The following is a 24,782-nucleotide window of genomic DNA, read 5'->3' as shown; positions in this document are numbered from 1 at the left end:
AATTTTAACTGTTAAAAAACGTGTTTACCTGTACATCGGCAAATTGGCGAAACATTTCCATAACCCCGCAATATTTTTCAACCGATAAGTCTACCGCTCGTTGTAACTTTTTCTCATCTAAATTATCTCCAAAAAAGTGAAAATTCATCGCTACTTTATCATAAAATTTTGGGTGCTCTTCAGTTAAATTCGCATCAATTTCAATTTTAAAGTCGGCAACATCAAGTTTCATCTTTTTAATTAAAGCCGCTACATCTAAACCCGAGCAACCTGCCAAACCGGATAACATTAAAGCTTTCGGGCGATAGCCTTCACCTTTTCCTCCACTTTCTTCTCCTGCATCAATAAATAAATTGTGTCCTGAAGGATTAGTACTTTCAAACTTCATGTCTCCTAACCAGGTTGTTGTAATATGATTTGTCATCGTTTATGAAATATTTTTTGTTACTTGTAAATATCAAAAATAACACTAAAAAAATAAATCTTTGCTTTAAAGCATCCTTTATCCGTCAAATAATCTTTGAATACTAAACTGATTTAATAATGATCGCGAATCCATTCGAAAATCGATTCCATATGTCTTTTAACTTCGGTTGTAGGCTTTGTATAATGGTTATTCATAAAACTGAAAATTAAAGTTTCTCCTGAATTTGTAATGAGGTAACCACTTAACGAATAATTATTTCCAACAGTCCCAGACTTAGCGTAGATATATGATCCGTCTTTTCCTGCATAATACCTTTTTAGGGTACCTGATTTGCCCCCGACGGGAAACAAATTAAATAAACGATCCTCTGGAATTTCATTATATAACTTGGTAAGAATCTGAACAAAAGATGTTGGTGTAAACAGGTTATATCTGCTCAATCCAGAACCATCAACCCATCGTGGCAACTGCTTCAAATCATTTAATTTATCATTTAACATATAGTTTCTAATCCTTTTTGAACTTAATGTGTCTGACAGAGTTGAAGAACTCATAATTAAAATTTGTTCAGCCAAAAAATTATCGCTTAACAACATCATACGTTTGTACAATGAATCGGAGGGGATACCATAAGCCAAATGTTGCATCTTTTCTCCTGAATATGGAATAATAGTGACTTCCTTCTTTAACAAATTAGCCCATAATTCACCAATTAAAGAATCATGTATTACCATAGGAACTTCTAAAGTATCACCTGATTTTAAATTGGAATAAAACACATTTTCATTATAGTTTCTATTTTTATTATTTGGAATATTTTTAATACTCTTACTTAATATTTCTGGTTCGCATTGTAAGGCACTGGAAGCCTTTGTTATGGTTAAAACATTACCATACATTGGAAAACTACTGCGCTCCGGACTAAAGTAAGTATCGTAATCTTCCCAGGCCCATCCTGGTCCGAACTTTTCATCTTCCAAGTTATTTACCAATATTTTAACGTGTTTATAAGGCTGAACCATGCGATAAGCTGTACTATCCTTAAAATACGAATGTAAAAACGTAGGATTGCCTGTTCCCAGCAGACTAATTGTATCATTATTAATGCTGTATTTAAATGCAGGAATACTGTCTGGTAAAAGACTTAAGCCTGTATAAAGTGTAATCAGCTTGGTGTTACTCGCCGGAGTAAAATATTTATCGGAATTATAACTAAAAATGGTATCCTGAGATTTAGGATTATACACAAGAAACCCAGTAAACTGATTATCATAAAAATCAAGATTCAAAGTTTTTTTAAGCTTCGTATTTAGCCTTGTTGATTTACATCCAAACAAAAAACCAACTACCAGAACTAATGGCAATAAACGATTAAAAACAAAATTTATCATAACATTCTATAAAAAATCGACAAAATACATTATTGAAAAATATTCACTAAACACCCGAAACTACTGAAATATTATTCAATATAAGTAAATATCATTGAATTTAATTTAACAATTTTACCATATGTAATAATCTCATGTAATAGATTTCTTTATATTTGAGATACTAACAATCTAAACCTTTCTCTATGAAAAAAACACTAACCTCTCTTTTTTTGTTTTTTTTTGCAGCCTCATTCAGCTTATTATATGCTCAAAGCATTAAGGTAAGCGGATCTGTTACAAATACTTCAAGTATTCCATTACCCGGAGTAAATATTCAGATTAAGGGGACCTCAAAAGGAACATCAACAGATTTTGATGGTAATTATCAAATTTCAGCCAATCAAGGCGATGTTTTAATCTTTTCATTCTTGGGTTACGAAACTCAGGAAATTACAATTTCAACAGCATCTCTAAACATTATCATGCAAGAAGGCACAGATAGCTTAGGAGAAGTTGTAGTTACAGCATTTGGTATTGAACGCAATGTTAGGGAACTTGGATATTCGGCTACAAAAGTCGATGCCGAAGACTTAACACTAGGGGGAACAACTAACGCCATTACCGCCTTACAAGGTGAAGTCCCGGGTTTACGAGTTACTAAAACTTCAGGATCTGTAGGAAGTGGTATAGACATTCTTATTCGAGGAATGACGTCTATGGATCCTAACTCTTCAAATACGCCATTAATCGTTATAGATGGGGTTCCTATGAATAACGATTCGTTTTCCCCTTCATTATTAGGAAGCAGCGAAAACAACTGGATTTTAAGCAACGAAAAGTATTCGGCAACAAGTCGATCTGCCGATTTAAATCCAGATGATATCGAAACATTCAATATCTTAAAGGGTGCTGCTGCTACAGCATTGTATGGTTATAGAGCCAACAACGGAGCTATTATTATAACCACTAAAAAAGGAAAATCAGGCAAACCAAAAATAAAAGTATCTACCAGTGTTACGGGTAGCAATGTAAAACAAACCCCAGAATTACAGAATGTATTTAGAGAAGGACGTTTTGGCAGACCTTACAGATTATATACTCCCGATGAAGAAGACGGTTATACACTTACCGGTGTAGGAAGCGGTAACGGACCATACACCTGGGGCGTACGTTATACCGATGATAGTTTTGAATATAACGGCACTATTGTCGATTTAACCAACGACCAGTATTACGATCCGTATAGCATTTTTGATACCGGATATCTGTATAACACAAATGCCAGTTTATCTGGTGCTTCAGAACGCTTTAATTATTACATGTCTGCTGCCAATACTCAAGAAGATGGTATTATTCCAGGAACCGATTACAAACGAAATAACTTTAGAGTAAATTCTGCTTACAAGGCCACCGACAACTTTACAGTTAATACTATGTTCTCACTAACGGCATCAGATTCAAGAAAACCTACAGGAGGAGACAAATCAATCATGAGTGCCTTAGGATACTGGACACCTACCTTCCCTATTTCTGATTATTTAAACCCTGATGGCAGCCGAAGAAATCCTTATCCTGGCTTTATTGATAACCCACTTTACAATGCCGATTTCAGCTCCTTAACTGAAGACACTAATCGTTGGTTAGCTAAAGGAAACATAGATTGGAATACCACCAATTGGATGCATGTAAACTACACGCTTCAATACGACAATTACACCTCTCAATATCACCGATTCGTAGCTCCAGACCTTGATGAAGGAGCTGGTGAGAATGGTTTTATTGTAGATCAGGACATCGTATTTAAAGGTTTAGAATCTAATCTTTTAATCACTTTTGATAAGGATATTACAGAAGATATCAGCACATCTTTACTTTTAGGAAATCAGGTAACCAGCAACTCATGGGAATCTAACAGACAGTATGGTGAAAATTTATTGTTCCCAAGAGACACGCATATTAGTAACGCTACCGAAAATTTCAGAGTTTCAAACAACTTAACCAGAGAACGTAATGTTGGGGTGTTTGGAGAACTTAAATTCAATATTTACAATCAGCTTTTTATATCTCTTACTGGAAGAAATGACTGGCTTTCAAACATGCCTGAAAACAAAAGTGTATTCTATCCTTCTGCAAGTTTAGCTTACGATTTACATGAAAGCTTATTTAAAGACAATAAAACCATTTCATTCTCTAAACTTCGATTATCATACTCTCAGGGAGGAAGTCCAATACCTTTAACCGTTACAAACAAACTTTCCAGAGCATCAGGATTTCCTTGGGGAGGTGTAAGCGGTTATGAATATAAAGATGTAAAAGTAGACCCAAGTCTGGAACCGCAATTAGCAAAAAGCTTTGAAACCGGTTTCGATTTACGTTTCTTTAATAATCGCCTAAGATTAGACTACAGCTATTTTAAAACCAAAGTTACAAATTCCATTTTCCCTGTTGCAACACCTTCTTCTACAGGATACACCCAATTATGGAGAAATGCAGGAGAGTACAATACTTATGGTCATGAGGTTTCTTTAAGTGGAGATATTATTAAAAACAAAGACTTCACTTATAGTATTAATTACTCATTCGACACTTCAGATGGAAAAGTTACCTATTTACCAGATGATGTCCCTTATATCGACTTCTTATCACCAGATCCGGATCCTACAGGAGCAAGACTATATTTACAACCTCGCCTTGGTGATAATATTGGTGCCATTTATGGTTATGTATCCAACAGAACAGAAGATGGAGACCTAATTCTTAATGAAAACGGAATGCCTACGACCGATTTTAGTGAACTTGTTAAAGTTGGTGATGCTATGCCAGATTTCACCATGGGATTCGGTAATACCATTAAGTGGAAAGGTTTTAAATTCAATTTCTTATTTGAATGGAAAAAAGGTGGCGATAAATACAGCTGGACAAGCTACGTAAACAACAGATTTGGTAGTTCTCAATATTCTATGCAATTCAGACAAACAGATACCTATGTTTTTGATGGCGTTATGGAAGATTCCTCCAACCCTGGAACATATATTACAAATACCACAGAAGTAGACACATCTCCTACCTCTTCGGCAGTTTATAACCTATTTAATAGCACAACCTATTGGAGAAGAAATGCCGAGGTTTTATTACAGGATGCATCATGGGTAAAACTTAGAAACATTGGATTATCATACACCTTAGACAAAAAGACCATTGGACTTAATTTCATTGATTCAATTCAATTAGAAGCAAGTGCCAATAACATTTTAATATGGACACCATTTGATGGGTACGACCCAGAAGGAACCGATTACGGACCAGGAAAACCAGGACTTGCCGCGTTTACCGGAAGAAGTATTCCTTTAACAGAAAACTATACGATAGGTGTTACATTTAACTTTTAAAACAGGTAAATATGAAAAATAATATAATAAAATACTTCCTTACACTAACAGTCATTTTTATGGCCGCAAGCTGTAGTGATTATTTAGATGTAAATATAAAACCAGGAGAAAAAGATGAAGCTGAACTTGGCTTAAAAGATCTTATTGCTCCTGTGTTAAAAAATACTGTTTTAGCAAACTATTATGCTGCTTCTGTAACCAGTAATTACACCCAGTATTTTGGTGGTTATGGATATACTGCAGCAGGAGAAAGTAGTTGTGGCGGGGCCTGGAGCGTGATGTATACGGATATTTTTCCGAACATCGGATTAATTAAAGAAAAAGCCGAAGCTTCTGGAGCTATTCATTACAGTGCCATAGCAGATATTGTTACTGCTATTAATTTAAGTACCGCTGTAGAATTATGGGGCGATGTTGTATATTCTCAAGCCACACAACCTGAACTTTATGCATATCCTGTTTTAGATGATGGTAAAACCGTTTATTTACAAGCTTTAGCAATGATTGACGATGCCATTACAGCATTACAAGCTACCGATAATTCAGGTGAAATTATTGGAAAAGAAGATATGATTTATAAAGGTGATATTGGTAAATGGCTAAGAGCTGCGTATACTTATAAAGCTAGATTACAGCTAAAACTTATGAAAAACGGAGGAACAACTGCTTCAGATGTTTTAGCTTCCATTAACAATGGTTTTACTTCAAATGCCGATAATTTTATGTTGAATTATGTCGATGCACCAAGCAATAATCCATATTACACCATCAACGTGGTGCAACGTAGTACTTCTAATTATTTTAACGCTCCAAATGATCAATTAATCAGTTTAATGAACGGAAGTCAATATCCATTTGCATCAGTTAGTGAAGACCCAAGACTTCCTATCATGTTTGAAAAATCTGTGGAAACAGATCCATGGAGAGGATTTTTAAATGGCGGTACCGGGTTATCTTCAGACGGGAATAATGGAAATACGTTTTACAAAAATGGAGGCTATTATACCAGTTCAGATTCTCCTTTAATCTTAATCACATACGCAGAAGCTATGTTTATTAAAGCAGAAGCTGCATTTTTAGCAAACGGAGGAACCTCGACCAGCACAGGTACTACAGCAGAAAGCTACAATGCGTATTTAGACGGTATTCAAGGGCATATGGATATGCTTGGTGCCGATGGTACAGATTATTTAGCCGATGCTTCGGTAAGTGTTGGAGTGGGTAACCTGGCTTTACATAATATTATGAGAGAAAAATATATTGCTAACTTTCATAGTACAGAAACCTATAACGACTTTAGACGATATAACTTCTCTTCTGATGTGTTTACCGGATTAGATGTTAGAATCCCTCAGGATGAAGATGTTTATGCCGGACTTTGGTTTAGACGTGCTTATTATCCTGAAAATGAAACAAACTCAAACGACAATATCATAACTGACGAAAGCAGTGCTATTAATGATATCTGGCTTTTTGAATAAAAATTAATACCACTCACAAAAAAGCGCTTATTTATTCCAATAAGCGCTTTTTTTTTATATAATTTTTTGCAATAGCGTCTTCAACCTCAACAAATCCTCTTGAGTATGATTGGCCGTAATAACAATTCGACTCATTAGTCCTTCATAATTGGGGTACTTAAAATTCGCTATTAGAATACCGTTATCATACAAAAGCTTGTAAACAGATTCATCATTACAATAAATTACAGGATAATTCACATCATATTTAAATTTAGAGGACAACTGCAATTCTGAAAAAAAGAATTTTAAATTATCCTTGAGCTTCTGCATTTGCAGACTATATAATGCTTTAGATTTTAAAAATGCGTCCAAATACGCAGGATTTGCAGCAGATGATGAAATAAATAGATTTTCCTGTTTCAGTTTTTCAATAAAATCAACATCGGAAGCTATAATACCACCAGATAATCCCAACGCTTTACCTAATGAAGACACCATAATTTTTCTGTGAATATTTTTGTTCTCAACGGTATTAAAAACACCTTCGCCCGATGGCCCTACAATACCCAAACTATGAGATTCATCAATAATCAAAGTGATTTGCTTAGCTTCCGATATGTGTTCTAAAAAACTAAATGATGTTGGATAAACTTCGGAAGATAACATAGCATCTAAAACAATAATCACATCTTCTTTAATAGCGTTTGTTAAATCTGGATGTAAAAAACCATTTTCAAAAACAGACTGACTATTAGAATCTAAAATAGCCGGATGACTATTGGGGTAATGATAAAACGAACATTTATTCTTCTTAAAATACTCAATTACGAGTCTACCTGCCAGCATACCAGAAGACACCGTTAAGGCACTTTCAGCTCCAATAAATTTTGAAAACAAAGTTTCAAATTCATCGTATACAGCCAATTTAACATTAGCATTTCGAGAACTTCCATAACTGGTTCCCCACTGTTTAATACTTTTAAATAACCGTTCCTGAAAAGCAGGTAATGTAGCCATGCCTAAATAAGACGTACCGCCAAAATATAGAAATGTTTCATTATTCTGAGAAATAAGCCTATCGGGAAAACAATCTATAATCATATAAACTAAATCAGTTTTACACCTATTCCATTCAAATCGCTGTAAGTTACCACGCCATCAGTAATAGTTACCCCTTCGGCAATATCTTCAGAAAGCAGTAAAGCACCATCCATATCTACAAAATCCAGAAGCGGTAATAAATGCGCTATAGCTGAAATACCTACCGAAGACTCCGTCATACATCCTACCATAGTTTTCATTCCTAAACTTCGGGCTTCCAAAAGCATCCGTTTTGCTGAAGTTAACCCACCACACTTAACCAACTTCACATTAACCCCATGAAAATGATTATAACATTTTAAAACATCAGCTTCAACCTGACAGCTTTCATCGGCAATAATAGGCAATACCGAATTAGAGTACACTTCTTTATGATCATCCCAGTTGTTTGCTGGTAAAGGCTGTTCTATAAATTCAACCCCTAATAGTTTTAATGCTTTAGCGTTTTTCAACGTTTCTTCAACCTGCCAACCGCAATTCGCATCAACCCTAAAAACAGCATTTGTGTTTTTTCGTAATGCTTCAACTATTTTAATATCGTCTTTTGTCCCTAATTTAATTTTATAAATGGGCCATGGCATCTCCTGCATTTTAGCCACCATTTTATCAACGGTATCAATACCAATAGTATAATTGGTTAACGGATTATTACTAATATCATAATCCCAAAGTTCATAAAGCATTTTACCCTGCAATCTGGCATATAAATCATTGTAAGCCATGTCTAGAGCACAGATAGCAAACATATTATGTTTTAATTTACTATAAATACTTTGCCAGAATTCTTCAGGAGAAACACCATCTAAAGATTCTATAAATGGTTTTACATCGGTAATATCTTTTATCAGTTTATCAATTGTTATTCCGTAATATGGATTCGACGTTGCCTCTCCATAACCTGTAAATCCCTTAGAACTTAACTTAACAATTAAACTGGGTTGTATATCATGAGATTCTCTCGAAATTGTAAATGTGTGCTTTAATTTTAAATCGAAAGCTTTAAGTTGAAGATTCATAAAGAAATGGGCTTTAATTGAAATCTAAAAATAATAAATTAAAGCTCATAAACCACATTTCCAACAGAATATAAAATCCTACAATTTTGATTTATAGAATAGCCTGAACTCTTCCTTTTAGTTCTGGTAAGACATCTAATTCAAACCATGGATTTTTGGTAAGCCAAAAACGATTACGAGGTGATGGATGCGGTAAGGGTAAATATTTTGGAAAGTATTCGTTGTAGTTTTTCACGGTTTCAGTTAGTGTTTTCTTAGCTTCATTTTTCAGATAATAATTCTGAGCATACATGCCAATTAAAAGCACCAACTCCACTTGTTTTAAATCATCAAATATTAATTGATGCCATTTTGGAGCACATTCGGGGCGTGGCGGCAAATCCGCCTGTTTTTCCTTTGCCGGGATAACAAAACCCCATAGGAATAATGGCAAAATTTTCAGGATTATAAAACTGTTCGGGAGTTACACCTAACCAACTACGCAATTGCTTACCACTGGCATCATCCCACGGAATACCCGATGCATGTACTTTGGTTCCCGGTGCCTGACCTACTATAACAATTTTAGACTCCGGGTGTGCTACCATAACCGGTCTTGGACCTAAAGGCAACTCATCTTTACAAAGTGTGCATTGTTTTATGTTTTGTAATAAGTCTTCCATTTACGTTTCCTATTTAAACAAAAACGCTTTAGTATCACTTAGACACTAAAGCGTTTTAAATATATAAAATTTTAAAACCTTTATTTAGCTGCTAAAGGCTCGCCTTCAAAAATTAAACCTTCAAATCCGGTTTTCATAAAGTTTCTAATGTTTTGGTGACCTGTTCCGTCAGGATCGTTTAATACCTCATCAAAATAAAATTTACCAAAGCAGGCTAAAGTTTCTTCTTTTGTAAAATTTTGATGTTTTGCGAAAGCAAATAATTTACAAGATCCTGAATTTTGTCCGGCTTCATTTTGTAATTCCCCGTTTTTAAAAGCGGTTGGCGTAAATTCAAAATTAGCTTCAACAGCTGCCATTGTATCATTAAATTCTACGGCTTCAGGTGTACTTAGTAATTTTGCTTTAAATGTTTCTAATGTCATTTCTCTTTATTCTAAATTCAATTATTTTCCTTTTCCAGCAACTACAACCACAATTTCTCCTTTTGGAGGTTTGTTGGTATAATGTTCTAAAACCTCTTTGGCGGTTCCACGAACCGTTTCTTCATATAATTTAGTAAGCTCACGTGAAACTGAAACCTGTCTGTCTTCACCAAAATACTCACAAAAATGCCCTAAGGTTTTAACCAGTTTATGGGGACTTTCGTAAAAAATCATGGTTCGGGTTTCTTCGGCAAGCAATAAAAATCGTGTCTGACGTCCCTTCTTTACAGGCAAAAACCCTTCAAATACAAACTTATCATTCGGCATTCCGGAATTCACCAAAGCAGGCACAAAGGCGGTTGCTCCTGGCAAACAATCCACGTCGATTCCGTGTTCTATACAAGCGCGGGTTAATAAAAATCCGGGATCGGAAATGGCCGGAGTTCCGGCATCACTAATTAAGGCAACCGTTGTTCCGCTTTTTAATTTTTCAATAATCGTTTCAACCGTTTTATGCTCATTATGCATATGATGCGATTGCATGTGGGTTGAAATTTCGAAGTGCTTTAAAAGCTTCCCCGAAGTTCGGGTATCTTCAGCTAATATTAAATCGACATCCTTTAAAACTTCAATAGCTCTAAAGGTCATATCTTTTAAATTCCCAATGGGTGTTGGTACTATGTAAAGTTTACTCATTAATTAAATTTACCTTCAATAATCTCCATAAATCGCGTCTCGTACTCCTCTTTATTTGCCCAACCCTGATGGTCCGGTTTAACCATAGTCTGTATAAACTCTTTGGCTTCAACAAAAGAACCAATAGTATTAATTTGAGAAATTACACGATCGTAATCAGCGCCATTCCCTTCAAACAGATGTTTTATAAATGCTAATTTATCATTTAAACCAATGGCTAATCCGCCATTTTTCAGTTTATCGTTTAAGGATTTTTTTTCGTTTGAATGGCCGTTCTGCTCTTTCGGAACGGGGTCGAAAATAGGCATATTTTTATAATCTGCAGTAAGATCTTCCAAATCGTTTTTATGATACTGCGTTTTCGGTAAAATATCCTCTAAAGTTGGTTTCGAGTCCAGATCAATATCCGGCATAAAAGCCACCATATTTTTTATTTTTTCAATCGCTGGCTCCATAATACCATCATCCTCCTTTTCGTCAAGATTAATAAATAACCTGTCATCTATTTCACGGTTATCACTAATCTTATCATTAAAAGCTGAATCAATCATACCAAAAAAGTTTTCTTCATCAGAAATCGCAGGCAACTCACCGTCATAATTTTCGTAGGCAAACTTTAATACCGAAAGCTTTTCCAGAAGAAGTGTCGCTTCGGTATGCATTTTAACAACATCTTCTCTACCCTTGAGTTTAAGAATTCTATGTGCAATACTGACTAACTCAGATTCTAGTTTCTTCTTCATAGCTATATTTTTAAAATTAATGTCTTTAAGGTTTTTGATTTTTAATAAATTTAGTTCACCTTTATAAAAACATATAATCGCTTTATTTTAGTGTTAAATTTACAAAATGTTTCTTGAAAATACAGTAAATCATAAAGAACAATTTGGATGGATTGAAGTCATCTGTGGATCAATGTTTTCCGGTAAAACCGAAGAATTGATTCGCCGGTTAAAGCGTGCCCAGTTTGCAAGACAGAAAGTTGAAATTTTTAAACCGGCTATCGATACCCGATATAATGATGAAATGGTGGTATCGCATGACGATAACGAAATTCGATCAACTCCCGTTCCTGCAGCTGCTAATATTCCTATTCTTGCCGATGGATGCGATGTTGTAGGCATTGATGAAGCCCAGTTTTTTGATGATGAAATAGTACGCATTTGTAACGATTTAGCCAATAAAGGGGTTCGTGTTATTGTCGCTGGTCTGGATATGGACTTTAAAGGTAATCCGTTTGGTCCGATGCCTAACCTTATGGCTACTGCCGAATATGTAACCAAAGTACATGCCGTATGCACCAGAACAGGTAATTTAGCCCAATATAGCTATAGAAAATCTGCTAACGACAGCTTAGTACTTTTAGGAGAAACCGACGAATACGAGCCTTTAAGCCGTGCCGCTTATTATAAAGCGACTATGCGAGATAAAGTGAGAAACATTAAGGTAAACGATGCTGAACAACTTACTCCAAAACCCAAAGATACCGATAACAATGCCTAAAGCGGAAGAGACCATCTTAGAAGTCGATTTAAAAGCGCTAAAACACAACTTAAATCATTTAAAGTCAAGAATACCTAAGGAAACAAAATTCTTAGCTGTAGTTAAAGCCTTTGCTTATGGCAGCGATGCCTGCGAAATTGCCAATTATTTAGAAGAGTTAAATGTCGATTACTTTGCCGTTGCCTATACCAACGAAGGTGTACAACTACGAGAAGCGGGCATTACCAAGCCTATTCTAGTACTTCACCCGCAAACCGTAAGCTTTACAACTTTAGTGGAACACCAATTGGAACCTAACTTATATAGTCCTAAAATTTTAAAGGAATTTATAGAAGTAGCATCAAGTTTAAACTATAAAAACTATCCTGTGCATGTTAAATTTAATACGGGTCTAAACCGATTAGGTTTTTCTGAACATCAGGTTAATTATTTAGCTGAAACTTTAAATGCTAGTTCGGCAATTAAACTGAAATCTATCTTTTCACATTTAGCAGCCAGTGAAGATCTAAACGAACGCGAATTTACCATGAATCAAATCAATACCTTTAAACGTATTGCTGAAACCTTATCGGAAGCTATTGGTTTTAAACCCATAATGCATATGTGTAACACATCGGGGATTTTAAATTATCCGGAAGCCCATTTCGATATGGTAAGAAGTGGCATCGGACTTTATGGCTACGGCAATTCAGAAAAAGAAAACAAAAACTTTAAACCGATAGGTGCCTTAAAAACGGTTATTTCTCAAATTCACAATATTGAACCAGGTGAATCGGTAGGCTATAACCGAGCCTTCACCAGTAAAACTCCTATTAGAACCGCCACCTTACCTTTAGGTCACGCCGATGGTATTGGCAGACAATACGGCAACGGTAAAGGCTACGTGGTTATTAATGGCCAAAAAGCACATATTGTAGGCAACGTCTGTATGGATATGATTATGGTTAACATTACCGATATTGACTGTAAAGAAGGAGACGAGGCCATTGTATTTGATGCGGTAACCACAGCTGAGGATTTTGCCGAAACAGCAAATACCATTTCCTACGAATTGTTAACCTCTGTATCTCAACGTGTAAAACGTGTATTTTTGAAATAAATCGTTTACAGGTTTTAAAGATTTTAACTACTTTAGTAAAACACTAACTATAAAATAACTTCATATGTTAAAAGAGTTTAAAGAATTTGCCATGAAAGGCAACCTAGTCGACATCGCTGTCGGTTTTGTAATGGGTGCTGCATTTAAAGAAGTGGTTACTTCGTTTACCGGAGGTATTGTATCTCCACTTATTGGTTTAATTTTCAAATCAGACTTCAAAGATTTAAAATGGATTATAACAGAAGGTGTTGCCAATGCCGAGGGTGTTGTAGAAGGTGAAGTGTCTGTACTTTGGGGTGCGTTTTTAACCAATGTTATCGACTTCATTATCGTGGCCTTTGTTATGTTCATGTTAGTTAAAGGTGTTAACAAAATGAAGAAGAAAGAAGAGCCTGCACCAGAAGCTCCAAAAGGTCCATCTCAAGAAGATTTACTTGCAGAAATTCGCGATCTGCTTAAAAAATAACTAAATGTTAAATAAATAACAATGTGTTATTTGTTGTTAAAAAGCCTTGGTTTTAAAGAATCTAAGGCTTTTTTTTATTTTTAAAATGGAATTAATAGTTAGTTTTGTCACTCGAAAAAATTAAGAACAAGATTTAAACTATTATAAAAGATGAAAGTAGCTGTTGTTGGTGCCACTGGTATGGTTGGCGAAGTGATGCTAAAAGTATTAGAAGAACGTAACTTTCCTGTTACAGAATTATTATTAGTCGCTTCAGAGCGTTCTGTAGGTAAAAAAATAACATTTAAAGGTGAAGAGATTACTGTTATTGGCTTAGCTGATGCTGTTGCTGCGAAACCACAAATCGCTATATTTTCAGCAGGTGGTGACACCTCATTAGAATGGGCTCCTAAATTCGCTGAAGCTGGAACTACTGTAGTAGACAACTCTTCTGCCTGGAGAATGGATCCAACAAAAAAATTAATCGTTCCGGAAATTAATGCAGGTGAATTAACAAAAGACGATAAGATTATTGCTAACCCTAACTGTTCTACAATTCAGATGGTTTTAGCTTTATCAAAACTTCACGAAGCTTACAAAATGAAACGTATCGTTGTTTCAACTTACCAATCGGTTTCTGGTACCGGGGTTAAAGCTGTACAACAGTTAGAAAATGAGATTGCTGGTGTTGAAGGTGAAATGGCGTATCCTTATCCAATTGGTAGAAATGCATTACCACACTGTGATGTGTTTATGGAAAATGGTTACACTAAAGAAGAAATGAAATTAGCTAAAGAACCTCAAAAAATCTTTGGTGACAGTTCTTTCGCTGTAACAGCAACTGCAGTTCGTATTCCAACTTCAGGAGGACACAGTGAATCTGTAAACGTACAGTTTGAGAACGATTTCGATTTAGCTGAAGTAAGACAGTTAATCAGTGAAACACCTGGTGTTGTTTTACAGGATAATACGGCTACAAACACTTACCCAATGCCAATTTTAGCGCACGATAAAGACGAGGTATTTGTTGGTCGTTTAAGACGCGATGAATCTCAACCAAATACATTAAACATGTGGATTGTTGCCGACAACTTACGTAAAGGGGCTGCAACAAACACAATTCAAATTGCTGAATACTTAGTAGAAAATAACTTAGTATAACAGCATAACTAGATGAGACTATATCAAGCTCCTGTATTTCTACAGGAGCTTTTTTTATTTAATCCTGATTGATAAAATAAATTTCGTCTGTTGATGATGCCTTCTTCAAAATCGTTTGAAAAATATACTCACAAACCATTTTCTCTCCTGGCAGATTAATAAACTCTAAAGTATCTTCTGGTGTATGGTATTGCGGATGTCCACCAGTGTGCATTCCTAAAACCGAAATGCCTTTTTTATAAAACGAGACATGATCTGAACCTCCTACTCCGCCCGCATGCACTCCCGGATTTAATCCTAATGAAACACCTAAGTCTTTCATAAAATCGACTCCTCCCGGAAACGTTCCAGCACCACCCATATACACCTGTTTTTTATCATTCAACCTTCCAACCATATCCATATTAATCATCAACTTAATATTTTCAATAGGCACTAAAGGGTGTTCTGTGAAATATTTACTTCCCAATAAACCTTGTTCTTCCGCTCCAAAAGCAATAAAAATAATGCTGCGTTTCAATTCGCCTCTATGTGCTGCTAATTTTTCTGAAATCTCTAACAAAGCCGCTGTTCCACTGGCATTATCATCAGCTCCAAAATGAATAGCATTTTTCTTATCAGACTTCGATGACGGTCCGCCAAGTCCCAAATGATCGTAATGTGCACCTAAAACAATGTATTCGTTTTTCAATTCCGGATCGTTTCCTTCAATAAAACCAACCACATTACACGTAGGCGCCAATGGTTTTTCTGGCTCACCTTCAGCAACTCGTAACTTAGCCTCAAACGGTTGTTTGTAACCTTCATCAAAGGCCTCTATTCCCGAAGATTTAAAATCTTTAATAATGTATTTCACTACACGTTTATTCGCCTTATTACCTGGATAACGTCCACCATTTTTTTCAGAGGTTAAAAATTTAATATGGCTTTCAATCTCCTTTTCTGTAACCTCGGGTTGAGCAAATACAGAGAAAGAACCTACTAAAACCAATGCAATTGATAAGAATTTATTCATAAGTTAATTTTTATAAAAAAATAAAATAACGAATTTAAAGACGAACCACATAAACTTTTAAGACGAACAACGTAAACTGAACCATTTTCGTTATTTTTCGTTAAATCCATTCCATATTTAGTTGTTTTTTCAATTCGATTTTTCCATATTTAGCAAAACAAACCCTCGAGAATAATAGCCTGTGAAATATCCAAAAACGAAAACTGTAGATGTTGTAGATACTTATTTTGGTATTGATGTAAAAGATCCTTATCGCTGGCTGGAAGATGACCGAAGTACTGAAACTGAAGCCTGGGTAAAAGCACAAAACAAAACCACATTTGATTATCTCAATACTATTCCATTTAGAAATACTTTAAAAAACAGATTATCTCATTTATGGAATTACGAAAAAATTGGCGCCCCTTCAATTGAAGGCGGGTATACCTATTTTTCTAAAAATGACGGTCTGCAAAATCAGAGTGTGATTTACAGAAAAAAAGGAGAGAACTCTGCTGAAATCTTTCTTGACCCCAATACGTTTTCAAAAGACGGCACTATATCTCTTGATGAATTAAGTTTTTCTAAAAGTGGTAAGCTTTTAGCGTATTCGATATCTGAAGGTGGTAGTGACTGGCGTAAAGTGATTATTATTGATGCTGAAACCAAAGCTAGTTTAGAAGACCCTTTAAAAGATATTAAGTTCAGTACAATTTCCTGGTATAAGGACGAAGGCTTTTATTACTCAAGTTACGATAAGCCTGTAGGTAGTGAACTTTCGGCAAAAACAGATCAGCATAAAGTATACTACCACAAACTAGGAACTTCTCAAAAAGAAGATGCACTTGTTTATGGCGGAACACAGGAACAAAAGCATCGTTATATCAATGCACATGTTACACGTGATAATCGCTATTTAATTATCATTCCAAGAATATCAACCTCTGGAAATAAGCTTTTAATAAAAGACTTATCGGTTGCTGGAAGTGATTTTATAACTATTTTAAATGAGGATTACACCGATACTTTTGTAATTCATAACGAATGTTCAACCTTATTTTTAGTCACCAATTTAGATGCACCAAACCGACGTATTGTAAAGGTAGAGGCTTCAAATCCGACGCCTGAACATTGGGAAGACTTCATTACAGAAACAAATTATGTTTTAACACCTACCAAAGGCAGCGGTTATTTATTTACGCATTATATGATTGATGCCATTTCTCAGGTAAAACAATACGATTGGAGAGGCAATTTCATTAGAGATATTGAACTTCCGGGCTTAGGTACAGCCAGTGGTTTTTCAGGAAAAAAAGAGGCCTCTAAATTATATTTCAGTTTCACTAACTATAAAACACCTGCCAGTATTTTTGAACTGAATCCAGAAACCGGAAACACTAAAACCTATTGGCAACCCTGTATAAATTTTAACCCGGAGCAGTACGAAAGTAAACAAGTGTTTTACACCTCAAAAGACGGCACCAAAGTACCTATGCTCATTACCTCTAAAAAAGGCATTGAACTTCATGGGAAAAACCCGACTATGCTTTACGGTTATGGCGGGTTCAACATTAGCTTAACGCCTGCCTTTAGCATCACCAATGCCATTTGGCTGGAACAGGGCGGTATTTTAGCAGTGCCTAATTTACGAGGTGGTGGTGAATATGGTCGCGAATGGCATGATGCTGGCACACAGCTTCAGAAACAAAATGTCTTCGACGATTTTATAGCTGCCGCGGAATACCTCATAGATAATTATTACACATCCTCGGAATACTTAGCGCTTCGCGGCGGTTCAAACGGCGGCTTATTAGTTGGCGCTGTGATGACTCAGCGTCCTGATTTAGCAAAAGTAGCTCTCCCTGCCGTTGGCGTTTTAGATATGTTACGTTATCACACCTTTACTGCAGGTGCCGGATGGGCATACGATTACGGTACCGCTGAAGACAATAAAACCATGTTCGAATATTTAAAAAACTATTCGCCGTTACACAATGTAAAATCGGGTATTAAATATCCTGCAACATTAATTACGACAGGCGATCATGATGATCGTGTAGTCCCCGCACATAGCTTTAAATTTGCAGCTGAATTACAAAGTAAACAAACTGGAAATAACCCAACCTTGATTCGTGTTGAAACCGATGCTGGTCATGGCGCAGGAACTCCAGTTAGTAAAACCATTGAAGAATACGCCGATATTTTTGGTTTTACGCTTTACAATATGGGCTTTAAAACTTTACCTAATTCAATTGAAGAAAATTTAGAAAATGTAAGTACATTATAAAGCCCGACCCCTTTCTTTTCAATCATTTTTTAACCTACTTTTACAACATGTTACAAATAAAAAACCTTTCGTTTCGTTACAGGAAACAGGCTATTTTAGATCATATTTCATTTTCCGCCAAACCAGGAGAACACCTCTCTATTATTGGTGAAAGTGGCTCCGGAAAAAGCACCCTTTTAAAACTACTTTACGGTTATTACGATTTACCTGAAGGAGAAATTTACTGGAAGGATAATCAAATTCTAGGACCGGAGTATAATTTGGTTGTTGGCTATGACTTTATGAAATACGTAGCCCAGGAATTCGATTTAATGCCCTTCATTTCTGTGGCCGAAAACATAGGTGCCTTCTTATCTAATTTCTACCCTGAAGAAAAACAGAAACGTATAAACGAGCTTCTTAAAGTCGTGGAATTAGAAACTTATGCAGATATTAAAGTTAAAGAATTAAGTGGCGGACAAAAGCAACGTGTAGCCATTGCCAGAGCCATTGCTAAAGAACCTGAAATTTTACTGTTAGATGAACCTTTCAGTCATATCGATAATTTTAAAAAACAATCACTAAGGCGAAGCCTTTTTAAATACTTAAAAGACAACCAGATTACCTGTATTGTTGCAACCCATGATAAAGATGATGTATTGGCATTTTCAGACCAGATGATTGTGCTACACAATGCTAAAATCATGGCTCAGGATACGCCTAAAAACCTTTTTAACAATCCGCAAAACAAATTAATAGCTTCATTTTTTGGTGAATATAATGAGATAGAAAATCATGGTATTGTTTACTCACACCAATTGAAAATAAACAGCGAAGGTGCTTTAAAAGCAACGGTTAAACAAATATATTTTAGAGGCACTACCTATCTTATAGAAGCCGATTTAAACGGAAATCCTATACTTTTTGAACATGACCATGCATTAAAATCCAATGAAGAAATTCAATTGTCAATCTTAAAATAGTATTATAAAATATCAAGTATTTTAAAACTGTTTCCTCTAAAATCAATAGCATCAAGTACACCTTTACCCAGTATTAACTGACCAATAGGTGTACTTGGTGAAATGGCATAAAACGCAACATCATTCACTTTCAATTCACCAAGACTTACAGCTACAAAATAATTAGCTTGCGAAGTGAATACCACACTGCCTAAGCCTACCTTTTTTGAAGCTATTTTAACATCAATTCTAGAAAGCACTTCTTTTATTTTATTAATTTCTGCGAGTTGTTGACCGGCCTTTTCTCGCTCCAACTGTAACATGGCTCTACCGGTTTCATGCTTGTCGCCTGCCGTACTTTTGGTTTCTGAAGATAAAGATTCCTGAATTTGAGCAATTTGTTTTTTAACCGTTTCCAAACGATTAGATACCAATACAGCACACTGTTCGTAAAGTGCCTGCTTTATTTCCAAATTATTTTTTGTCATAAGAAAATGGTCCATAAAAATGCATTTGTTTCACTATCCAAACCTTTCTACCTTGAATATAAGCCGATGCCGGATTCGCTCTATAACGTTGCGGACTTGGTAAAACTGCAGCTATTGCGGCGGCTTCATACTGCGATAATTTAGCCGCTGGTTTTTTAAACCAGTATTGAGCGGCAGCTTCAGCACCGTAAACACCTTTACCCATTTCAATACTGTTTAAATACACTTCCATAATACGTTCTTTACTCCAAATAAGTTCTATTAAAAACGTAAAATAAGTTTCCAGTCCTTTGCGAAACCAACTGCGTTCTGGCCACAAAAAAACATTCTTAGCTGTTTGCTGACTTATGGTACTTCCGCCACGAACACGTTTGCCCTTTTTATTGTATTCAATAGCCTTTTCTATGGCCTGGATATCAAATCCGTTATGGTTTAAAAAGTTCTGGTCTTCACTACAAACCACGGCCAATTGCAGGTTTTTCGATATATGATCTATCGATTCCCAATCGTGTTTCCAAAAGGTTCTTTGTCCGCTATCCTGTTCAAAATAACGAATAACCATAAGTGGAGTAACCGGCACCGGAACCCATTTAAACAACACCACAAATCCGACAGTGATTATAACAAACCACGCAAATATTTTTAATAAAAACCGAAACAGTTTTTTCATCTAATACTAAATCTATTTTTTGAAATTAATGACATGCCAATTCGGCAAGTTCTTTACCAACCAAACTACCAATTGCGATACCCATACCTCCTAAACGTACGCCACAAAACACCTGATTTGACAACGATTTTACAATCGCCTTTTTTTGATGACCAACACCCATAATACCACTCCATCTATGCTCAACTTCGAAAGGCGTGTTAGGTAAAATAACCGTTTTTAAAATGTCTTCCAATCTATTTTGAATTTGTTCTGTTTGGCCAAATTCTATAGTTTCTTCACCTTTAAAATCCAGATTACGGCCACCTCCAAACAGAATGCGATTATCGATATTTCTGAAATAATAATACCCTTTATCTAAGTGGAATGTCCCTTTAATATGTAAATCTTTTATTGGCTTAGTTATGAGTACTTGCGCTCTGGCAGGTTTTACCTCCTGATTGATTAACTGAGATGCAAAACCATTGGTGGAAATTAACAGTTTTGAACTTGAAAACTCAAATAAATTCGTTTTTATTTTTACTGAATTTCCATTTTCAACAAAACTCTCTACGTGACAATTGTTAAGAATTTTAATGCCTTTTGACTGCACTTTTTTCAATAAAGCTTCCATCATAAGTCCTGTATCAATCTGACCTTCGAACGTGTTAAAAATAGTCTGCTCCTTTATATTTTTAAACTGAAAACTATTTGATTTTATACTATAAACTGAAGCATTAAAAACAGGTTCTAACAACTGGTTAATCCGGTCTATTTGTTCCAAACAGGATTTATATAAATCATCCTGCTCTAAAAAGAGTTCGTACCCTCCATAATTTTCATAACCAATCGCCTTTTCTCCTAAAGTTTGTTTTAAAAGGTTTAAGCCATCGACACGCTTTTTAACGAGTTGCAAGACCTCTTCTTCGCTATGCGTCTTTAAATCTTCTATAATCTCGCTTAAACTACCAAAACAAGCAAATCCGGCATTCTTTGTACTGGCTCCCTGTGGTAAAAACCCTCGCTCTAAAATTAAAATGTTGGCCTTTGGAAATCGTTCTCTTAAATGTAAGGCACAACTTAATCCCACAATACCACTACCTACAATAGTAAAGTCGGTATTGCTAAGCCAAAATTTTATTTCCCAGTATGAAAGGTTCACTATTTTTGATCGTTAGTTTTTAGTAAAAATAGTGATTTCGTGTTAAGGATGGAGCAATTGTTGGAGCTCTTTTAATTATCATAAAATAATTAAAAAGCGACTTGCGAGAGCCTGACTTTTTCTTTTATAAAAAGGAAAAGTAACACCATAAAAAAACTCCGAAAATGGCTTCCGGAGTTTTTATTAATTTATTCTTGAACTGGCTTTTCCATAACGAAATCTTCCATGAACTTGGTGGTATAATTACCCGCAACATAATCGGGGTTATCCATAAGCTGACGATGAAAAGGAATCGTGGTTTTAATACCTTCGATTACGAATTCGTCTAAAGCACGTTTCATTTTGCTAATAGCTTCTTCTCTTGTTTGCGCCGTTGTAATTAACTTGGCAATCATAGAGTCGTAGTTTGGCGGAATAGTATATCCAGCGTAAACGTGAGTATCTAAACGTACACCGTGACCTCCTGGAGCGTGTAATGTTGTGATTTTTCCTGGAGACGGACGGAATCCATTATAAGGATCCTCGGCGTTGATACGACACTCGATAGAGTGTAAGTTTGGTAAATAGTTTTTACCAGAAATTGGCACTCCTGCCGCTACTAATATTTGCTCACGAATCAAGTCGAAATCAATTACCTGCTCGGTAATTGGGTGCTCTACCTGAATACGCGTGTTCATTTCCATGAAGTAGAAGTTACGGTGTTTATCTACTAAGAACTCAATCGTTCCTGCACCTTCGTACTTAATGTACTCTGCCGCTCTAACCGCTGCCATACCCATTTCCTCTCTTAACTCATCAGTCATGAATGGTGATGGTGTTTCTTCGGTTAATTTTTGGTGACGACGTTGTACTGAACAGTCTCTTTCTGAAAGGTGACAAGCTTTACCTGTAGAATCTCCAACAATCTGGATTTCGATATGTCTTGGCTCTTCAATAAGTTTTTCCATGTACATATCGTCATTTCCGAAAGCTGCTTTACTTTCCTGACGCGCAGAATCCCAAGCGGCTTTAAGATCTTCTTTCTTCCAAACGGCACGCATACCTTTACCTCCACCACCGGCAGACGCTTTAAGCATAACTGGGAATCCAGTTTCCTTAGCTACTTTTTCACACTCCTCGTAAGAGTTAATAACACCATCACTACCTGGTACGCAAGGTACACCAGCCGCTTTCATAGTGGCTTTAGCATTGGCTTTGTCTCCCATTTTATCGATCATCTCTGGAGATGCACCGATAAATTTAATACCGTGTTCTTCACAAATTTTAGAAAACTTAGCGTTTTCTGATAAGAACCCGTATCCTGGGTGAATGGCATCTGCATTAGTAATTTCAGCAGCTGCAATAATGTTAGACATTTTTAAGTAAGATTCACTACTTAAAGCAGGTCCGATACAAACCGCTTCGTCTGCAAATTTTACGTGTAAACTTTCTGCGTCGGCTGTAGAATATACTGCAACCGTTTTGATGCCCATTTCTTTACAGGTTCTAATAACACGAAGTGCTATTTCACCTCTGTTGGCAATCAGTATTTTTTTAAACATATCTTTATGAGTTTAAGAGTTTAGGGTTTATAAGTTCTTCTGAACTTTAAACTTTAAACTTCAAATTAAGATGGATCTACTAAAAATAACGGCTGATCGAATTCTACCGGAGAAGAATCGTCAACTAAAATCTTAACAACCTTACCTGATACTTCAGATTCGATTTCGTTGAAAAGTTTCATCGCTTCGATGATACATAATACATCACCTGCTGCTATAGTTTGACCTACTTCTACAAATAAAGGCTTATCTGGAGCTGGTTTTCTATAGAAGGTACCAATAATTGGCGATTTGATTGTGATATATTTTGATTCCTCTGCTGCTGGAGCTGCTGGTGTAGCTGCTGGAGCTGAAGCCGCTGCTTCTGCTACTGGAGCCGGAGCTGCTGCTACCTGTGGAATTTGTGCTGCTATAGGAGCATATTGCACAGTTGTTGCCTCTTCTGATCCTGTTTTAATGGTGATTTTAAAATCGTCCATTTCTAATTTAACCTCACTTGCACCTGATTTTGCTACAAATTTGATTAAGTTTTGAATCTCTTTAATGTCCATAATTGTATTAATTAATTATTGGGTTATGAATTATAGGCCCATTTTAAGTAAATAGAACCCCAATTGAATCCGCCACCAAAAGCGGCAAAAATTAAATTATCTCCTTTTTTAAGCTTAGACTCGAAATCACTTAGTAATAACGGTAATGTAGCCGATGTTGTATTTCCATATCTGTGGATATTTATTAATACTTTCTCTTCAGCTAATTCAATACGTTGTGCAGTAGCATCAATAATACGCTTGTTGGCCTGATGCGCTACTAACCAATCAACGCTGTCTTTATCTAAATTATTACGTTCTAATATTTTTACCGTTGCATCTGCCATGTTGGATACTGCATTTTTAAACACAGTACGTCCTTCCTGAAATGCATACTGACCACCTTTAGCCATAGCTTCTTCGGTGATTGGGAAAGCAGAACCTCCGTAAGTGGCTTGTAAAAACTCTCTTCCGGTTCCGTCACTTCTTAAATATTCATCTTGGAATCCTAATCCTTCTTCGTTAGGTTCGAATAAAACTGCTCCTGCACCATCACCAAAAATGATACAAGTTGCTCGGTCTTCATAATTAATAATTGATGACATTTTATCTGCACCAATTAATAATACATTTTTGTATCGCCCTGACTCGATATAACTAGCAGCAACCGACATACCGTATAAGAAACTAGAACATGCAGCATCCATATCGAAAGAGAATGCATTAGTAGCACCAATTTCAGACGCCGTGTAAGCAGCTGTAGAAGCAGCTTTCATATCTGGTGTTGCCGTTGCAACAATAACAAGTTCTATGGTTTTAGGATCGATGCCTTTCTTGTTGATAAGGTCTTGTGCAGCTTTAATAGCTAAATAGGACGTCCCTTTTCCTTCTTCTTTAAGAATACGACGCTCCTTGATTCCTGTTCGTGAAGTTATCCATTCATCATTTGTATCAACCATTGTTTCAAGAATTTGATTGGTTAATACATATTCTGGCACATAAGCGCCAACAGCTGTTATAGCCGCTGAGATTTTACTCATAACTTTATAGTTAAATTGACCGAAAAATCACTAAAATTGATCAAAAACACGTCAAAATTTGTGAAAATTACTAAAAAATAGCTTAATAACTTGCAAATTACGTGTTTTTACGCGTTAGAAAAAGCATATCATAAAAAAAACGCTCACATGTGAGCGTTTTTTTATATGCACGCATAGTTATTATGCTATGTTTTCTACTGCTTCAGAATTGTCAATTAATACTTGACCTCTGTAATAAAGTTTTCCTTCATGCCAGTGAGCTCTGTGATATAAGTGAGCCTCACCTGTAGTAGGACATGTAGCAATCTGTGGCGCAGTTGCTTTGTAATGGGTTCTTCTTTTATCTCTTCTTGTTTTCGAGATTTTTCTCTTAGGATGTGCCATTTTCTA

The 24,782-nt window shown here is 35.9% G+C and carries 23 protein-coding genes and 1 pseudogene; 8 read left to right on the top strand and 16 right to left on the bottom strand.

Going from position 1 to position 24,782, the window contains the following annotated elements; translation table 11 throughout:
- Nucleotides 1–4: 4 nt before the first annotated feature.
- The gene (locus NO995_RS06515; RefSeq protein WP_240572557.1) at nucleotides 5–424 is read right to left on the bottom strand and encodes an OsmC family protein; all 420 of its coding nucleotides are present in this window, start codon (nucleotides 422–424) and stop codon (nucleotides 5–7) included.
- Between the two features lie 113 nt (nucleotides 425–537).
- The gene (locus NO995_RS06510) at nucleotides 538–1,716 is read right to left on the bottom strand and encodes a D-alanyl-D-alanine carboxypeptidase (protein ID WP_258226771.1); all 1,179 of its coding nucleotides are present in this window, start codon (nucleotides 1,714–1,716) and stop codon (nucleotides 538–540) included.
- Between the two features lie 287 nt (nucleotides 1,717–2,003).
- On the opposite strand from NO995_RS06510, the gene NO995_RS06505 reads away from it, so the two are divergent.
- Nucleotides 2,004–5,189 carry a SusC/RagA family TonB-linked outer membrane protein gene (locus tag NO995_RS06505; RefSeq protein ID WP_258226770.1) on the top strand — a complete coding sequence of 1,062 codons (3,186 nt, stop codon included), beginning with the start codon at nucleotides 2,004–2,006 and terminating at the stop codon, nucleotides 5,187–5,189.
- Between the two features lie 11 nt (nucleotides 5,190–5,200).
- Entirely contained in the window at nucleotides 5,201–6,670 is a 1,470-nt protein-coding gene (locus NO995_RS06500; protein ID WP_258226769.1) for a SusD/RagB family nutrient-binding outer membrane lipoprotein, read from the top strand.
- A 54-nt stretch (nucleotides 6,671–6,724) separates the two neighbouring features.
- Here the strand turns inward: NO995_RS06500 and NO995_RS06495 are convergent, their stop codons facing one another.
- From NO995_RS06495 to NO995_RS06470, 6 genes and pseudogenes are all read right to left on the bottom strand, one after another.
- Nucleotides 6,725–7,753, bottom strand: a complete 1,029-nt coding sequence (locus NO995_RS06495; RefSeq protein WP_258226768.1) for an aminotransferase class I/II-fold pyridoxal phosphate-dependent enzyme — start codon at nucleotides 7,751–7,753, stop codon at nucleotides 6,725–6,727.
- 5 nt (nucleotides 7,754–7,758) lie between these two features.
- Nucleotides 7,759–8,769 carry a dipeptide epimerase gene (locus NO995_RS06490; protein WP_258226767.1) on the bottom strand — a complete coding sequence of 337 codons (1,011 nt, stop codon included), beginning with the start codon at nucleotides 8,767–8,769 and terminating at the stop codon, nucleotides 7,759–7,761.
- 91 nt (nucleotides 8,770–8,860) lie between these two features.
- Nucleotides 8,861–9,431: pseudogene (locus NO995_RS06485) on the bottom strand (uracil-DNA glycosylase family protein).
- 80 nt (nucleotides 9,432–9,511) lie between these two features.
- Nucleotides 9,512–9,856, bottom strand: a complete 345-nt coding sequence (locus tag NO995_RS06480; RefSeq protein WP_258226766.1) for a HopJ type III effector protein — start codon at nucleotides 9,854–9,856, stop codon at nucleotides 9,512–9,514.
- Nucleotides 9,857–9,877: 21 nt separating this feature from the next.
- Nucleotides 9,878–10,552 (bottom strand): 16S rRNA (cytidine(1402)-2'-O)-methyltransferase, encoded by a 675-nt coding sequence (rsmI, locus tag NO995_RS06475; protein WP_240572551.1) that lies wholly within the window; start codon nucleotides 10,550–10,552, stop codon nucleotides 9,878–9,880.
- Nucleotides 10,552–11,295: a hypothetical protein gene (locus NO995_RS06470; RefSeq protein ID WP_240572550.1), complete on the bottom strand. Its 744-nt coding sequence runs from the start codon at nucleotides 11,293–11,295 to the stop codon at nucleotides 10,552–10,554. Before NO995_RS06470 ends, rsmI begins: the two co-directional genes overlap by 1 nt.
- 106 nt (nucleotides 11,296–11,401) lie before the next feature.
- Between NO995_RS06470 and NO995_RS06465 the strand changes: the two genes are divergently transcribed.
- From NO995_RS06465 to NO995_RS06450, 4 genes are all read left to right on the top strand, one after another.
- Nucleotides 11,402–12,055 carry a thymidine kinase gene (locus tag NO995_RS06465; RefSeq protein ID WP_258226765.1) on the top strand — a complete coding sequence of 218 codons (654 nt, stop codon included), beginning with the start codon at nucleotides 11,402–11,404 and terminating at the stop codon, nucleotides 12,053–12,055.
- Complete coding sequence (gene alr, locus NO995_RS06460; RefSeq protein ID WP_258226764.1) at nucleotides 12,048–13,154, top strand: alanine racemase; 1,107 nt, start codon at nucleotides 12,048–12,050, stop codon at nucleotides 13,152–13,154. Before NO995_RS06465 ends, alr begins: the two co-directional genes overlap by 8 nt.
- A gap of 64 nt (nucleotides 13,155–13,218) precedes the next feature.
- On the top strand, nucleotides 13,219–13,620 hold the full coding sequence (gene mscL, locus NO995_RS06455; protein ID WP_258226763.1) for a large-conductance mechanosensitive channel protein MscL: 402 nt from the start codon (nucleotides 13,219–13,221) through the stop codon (nucleotides 13,618–13,620).
- Between the two features lie 150 nt (nucleotides 13,621–13,770).
- Nucleotides 13,771–14,760 (top strand): aspartate-semialdehyde dehydrogenase, encoded by a 990-nt coding sequence (locus tag NO995_RS06450; RefSeq protein WP_258226762.1) that lies wholly within the window; start codon nucleotides 13,771–13,773, stop codon nucleotides 14,758–14,760.
- A gap of 58 nt (nucleotides 14,761–14,818) precedes the next feature.
- On the opposite strand, the gene NO995_RS06445 is transcribed toward NO995_RS06450, so the two are convergent.
- Complete coding sequence (locus tag NO995_RS06445) at nucleotides 14,819–15,775, bottom strand: M28 family metallopeptidase (protein ID WP_258226761.1); 957 nt, start codon at nucleotides 15,773–15,775, stop codon at nucleotides 14,819–14,821.
- A 181-nt stretch (nucleotides 15,776–15,956) separates the two neighbouring features.
- Between NO995_RS06445 and NO995_RS06440 the strand changes: the two genes are divergently transcribed.
- The gene (locus NO995_RS06440; protein ID WP_258226760.1) at nucleotides 15,957–18,041 is read left to right on the top strand and encodes a prolyl oligopeptidase family protein; all 2,085 of its coding nucleotides are present in this window, start codon (nucleotides 15,957–15,959) and stop codon (nucleotides 18,039–18,041) included.
- Between the two features lie 47 nt (nucleotides 18,042–18,088).
- Nucleotides 18,089–19,003, top strand: coding sequence for an ABC transporter ATP-binding protein (locus NO995_RS06435; RefSeq protein WP_258226759.1), 915 nt, complete (start codon nucleotides 18,089–18,091; stop codon nucleotides 19,001–19,003).
- Between the two features lie 2 nt (nucleotides 19,004–19,005).
- Here the strand turns inward: NO995_RS06435 and NO995_RS06430 are convergent, their stop codons facing one another.
- The 7 genes from NO995_RS06430 to rpmF form a co-directional block, all read right to left on the bottom strand.
- Nucleotides 19,006–19,470, bottom strand: coding sequence for a 3-oxoacyl-ACP synthase (locus NO995_RS06430; RefSeq protein WP_308813191.1), 465 nt, complete (start codon nucleotides 19,468–19,470; stop codon nucleotides 19,006–19,008).
- A complete protein-coding gene (gene mtgA, locus NO995_RS06425; protein ID WP_240572542.1) occupies nucleotides 19,457–20,140 on the bottom strand; it encodes a monofunctional biosynthetic peptidoglycan transglycosylase in 684 nt (227 codons plus the stop codon). Before mtgA ends, NO995_RS06430 begins: the two co-directional genes overlap by 14 nt.
- A gap of 25 nt (nucleotides 20,141–20,165) precedes the next feature.
- The gene (locus NO995_RS06420; RefSeq protein WP_258226758.1) at nucleotides 20,166–21,281 is read right to left on the bottom strand and encodes an FAD-binding oxidoreductase; all 1,116 of its coding nucleotides are present in this window, start codon (nucleotides 21,279–21,281) and stop codon (nucleotides 20,166–20,168) included.
- A gap of 188 nt (nucleotides 21,282–21,469) precedes the next feature.
- On the bottom strand, nucleotides 21,470–22,822 hold the full coding sequence (gene accC / locus NO995_RS06415) for an acetyl-CoA carboxylase biotin carboxylase subunit (protein WP_258226757.1): 1,353 nt from the start codon (nucleotides 22,820–22,822) through the stop codon (nucleotides 21,470–21,472).
- Between the two features lie 65 nt (nucleotides 22,823–22,887).
- Nucleotides 22,888–23,373, bottom strand: a complete 486-nt coding sequence (gene accB / locus NO995_RS06410) for an acetyl-CoA carboxylase biotin carboxyl carrier protein (RefSeq protein ID WP_258226756.1) — start codon at nucleotides 23,371–23,373, stop codon at nucleotides 22,888–22,890.
- 23 nt (nucleotides 23,374–23,396) lie between these two features.
- Complete coding sequence (locus tag NO995_RS06405; RefSeq protein ID WP_240572538.1) at nucleotides 23,397–24,392, bottom strand: beta-ketoacyl-ACP synthase III; 996 nt, start codon at nucleotides 24,390–24,392, stop codon at nucleotides 23,397–23,399.
- A gap of 180 nt (nucleotides 24,393–24,572) precedes the next feature.
- On the bottom strand, nucleotides 24,573–24,776 hold the full coding sequence (gene rpmF / locus NO995_RS06400) for a 50S ribosomal protein L32 (RefSeq protein WP_027138009.1): 204 nt from the start codon (nucleotides 24,774–24,776) through the stop codon (nucleotides 24,573–24,575).
- Nucleotides 24,777–24,782: the final 6 nt, after the last annotated feature.

Source organism: Aestuariibaculum sp. M13, assembly GCF_024723255.1.
Taxonomy (GTDB): domain Bacteria; phylum Bacteroidota; class Bacteroidia; order Flavobacteriales; family Flavobacteriaceae; genus Aestuariibaculum; species Aestuariibaculum lutulentum.
Note: the sequence above shows the minus strand (reverse complement) of the source record. Positions and strands in the feature narration are given on the sequence as shown.

Bases quoted from the DNA above. Each gene is read 5' to 3' on its own strand.
- NO995_RS06430 (WP_308813191.1), bottom strand. From the start codon at position 19,470: ATGACAAAAAATAATTTGGAAATAAAGCAGGCACTTTACGAACAGTGT.
- NO995_RS06405 (WP_240572538.1), bottom strand. From the start codon at position 24,392: ATGAGTAAAATCTCAGCGGCTATAACAGCTGTTGGCGCTTATGTGCCA.
- NO995_RS06490 (WP_258226767.1), bottom strand. From the start codon at position 8,769: ATGAATCTTCAACTTAAAGCTTTCGATTTAAAATTAAAGCACACATTT.
- mtgA (WP_240572542.1), bottom strand. From the start codon at position 20,140: ATGAAAAAACTGTTTCGGTTTTTATTAAAAATATTTGCGTGGTTTGTT.
- NO995_RS06465 (WP_258226765.1), top strand. From the start codon at position 11,402: ATGTTTCTTGAAAATACAGTAAATCATAAAGAACAATTTGGATGGATT.
- accC (WP_258226757.1), bottom strand. From the start codon at position 22,822: ATGTTTAAAAAAATACTGATTGCCAACAGAGGTGAAATAGCACTTCGT.
- mscL (WP_258226763.1), top strand. From the start codon at position 13,219: ATGTTAAAAGAGTTTAAAGAATTTGCCATGAAAGGCAACCTAGTCGAC.
- NO995_RS06435 (WP_258226759.1), top strand. From the start codon at position 18,089: ATGTTACAAATAAAAAACCTTTCGTTTCGTTACAGGAAACAGGCTATT.
- NO995_RS06450 (WP_258226762.1), top strand. From the start codon at position 13,771: ATGAAAGTAGCTGTTGTTGGTGCCACTGGTATGGTTGGCGAAGTGATG.
- rpmF (WP_027138009.1), bottom strand. From the start codon at position 24,776: ATGGCACATCCTAAGAGAAAAATCTCGAAAACAAGAAGAGATAAAAGA.
- NO995_RS06445 (WP_258226761.1), bottom strand. From the start codon at position 15,775: ATGAATAAATTCTTATCAATTGCATTGGTTTTAGTAGGTTCTTTCTCT.
- alr (WP_258226764.1), top strand. From the start codon at position 12,048: ATGCCTAAAGCGGAAGAGACCATCTTAGAAGTCGATTTAAAAGCGCTA.
- NO995_RS06515 (WP_240572557.1), bottom strand. From the start codon at position 424: ATGACAAATCATATTACAACAACCTGGTTAGGAGACATGAAGTTTGAA.
- NO995_RS06470 (WP_240572550.1), bottom strand. From the start codon at position 11,295: ATGAAGAAGAAACTAGAATCTGAGTTAGTCAGTATTGCACATAGAATT.
- accB (WP_258226756.1), bottom strand. From the start codon at position 23,373: ATGGACATTAAAGAGATTCAAAACTTAATCAAATTTGTAGCAAAATCA.
- NO995_RS06505 (WP_258226770.1), top strand. From the start codon at position 2,004: ATGAAAAAAACACTAACCTCTCTTTTTTTGTTTTTTTTTGCAGCCTCA.
- rsmI (WP_240572551.1), bottom strand. From the start codon at position 10,552: ATGAGTAAACTTTACATAGTACCAACACCCATTGGGAATTTAAAAGAT.
- NO995_RS06495 (WP_258226768.1), bottom strand. From the start codon at position 7,753: ATGATTATAGATTGTTTTCCCGATAGGCTTATTTCTCAGAATAATGAA.
- NO995_RS06480 (WP_258226766.1), bottom strand. From the start codon at position 9,856: ATGACATTAGAAACATTTAAAGCAAAATTACTAAGTACACCTGAAGCC.
- NO995_RS06500 (WP_258226769.1), top strand. From the start codon at position 5,201: ATGAAAAATAATATAATAAAATACTTCCTTACACTAACAGTCATTTTT.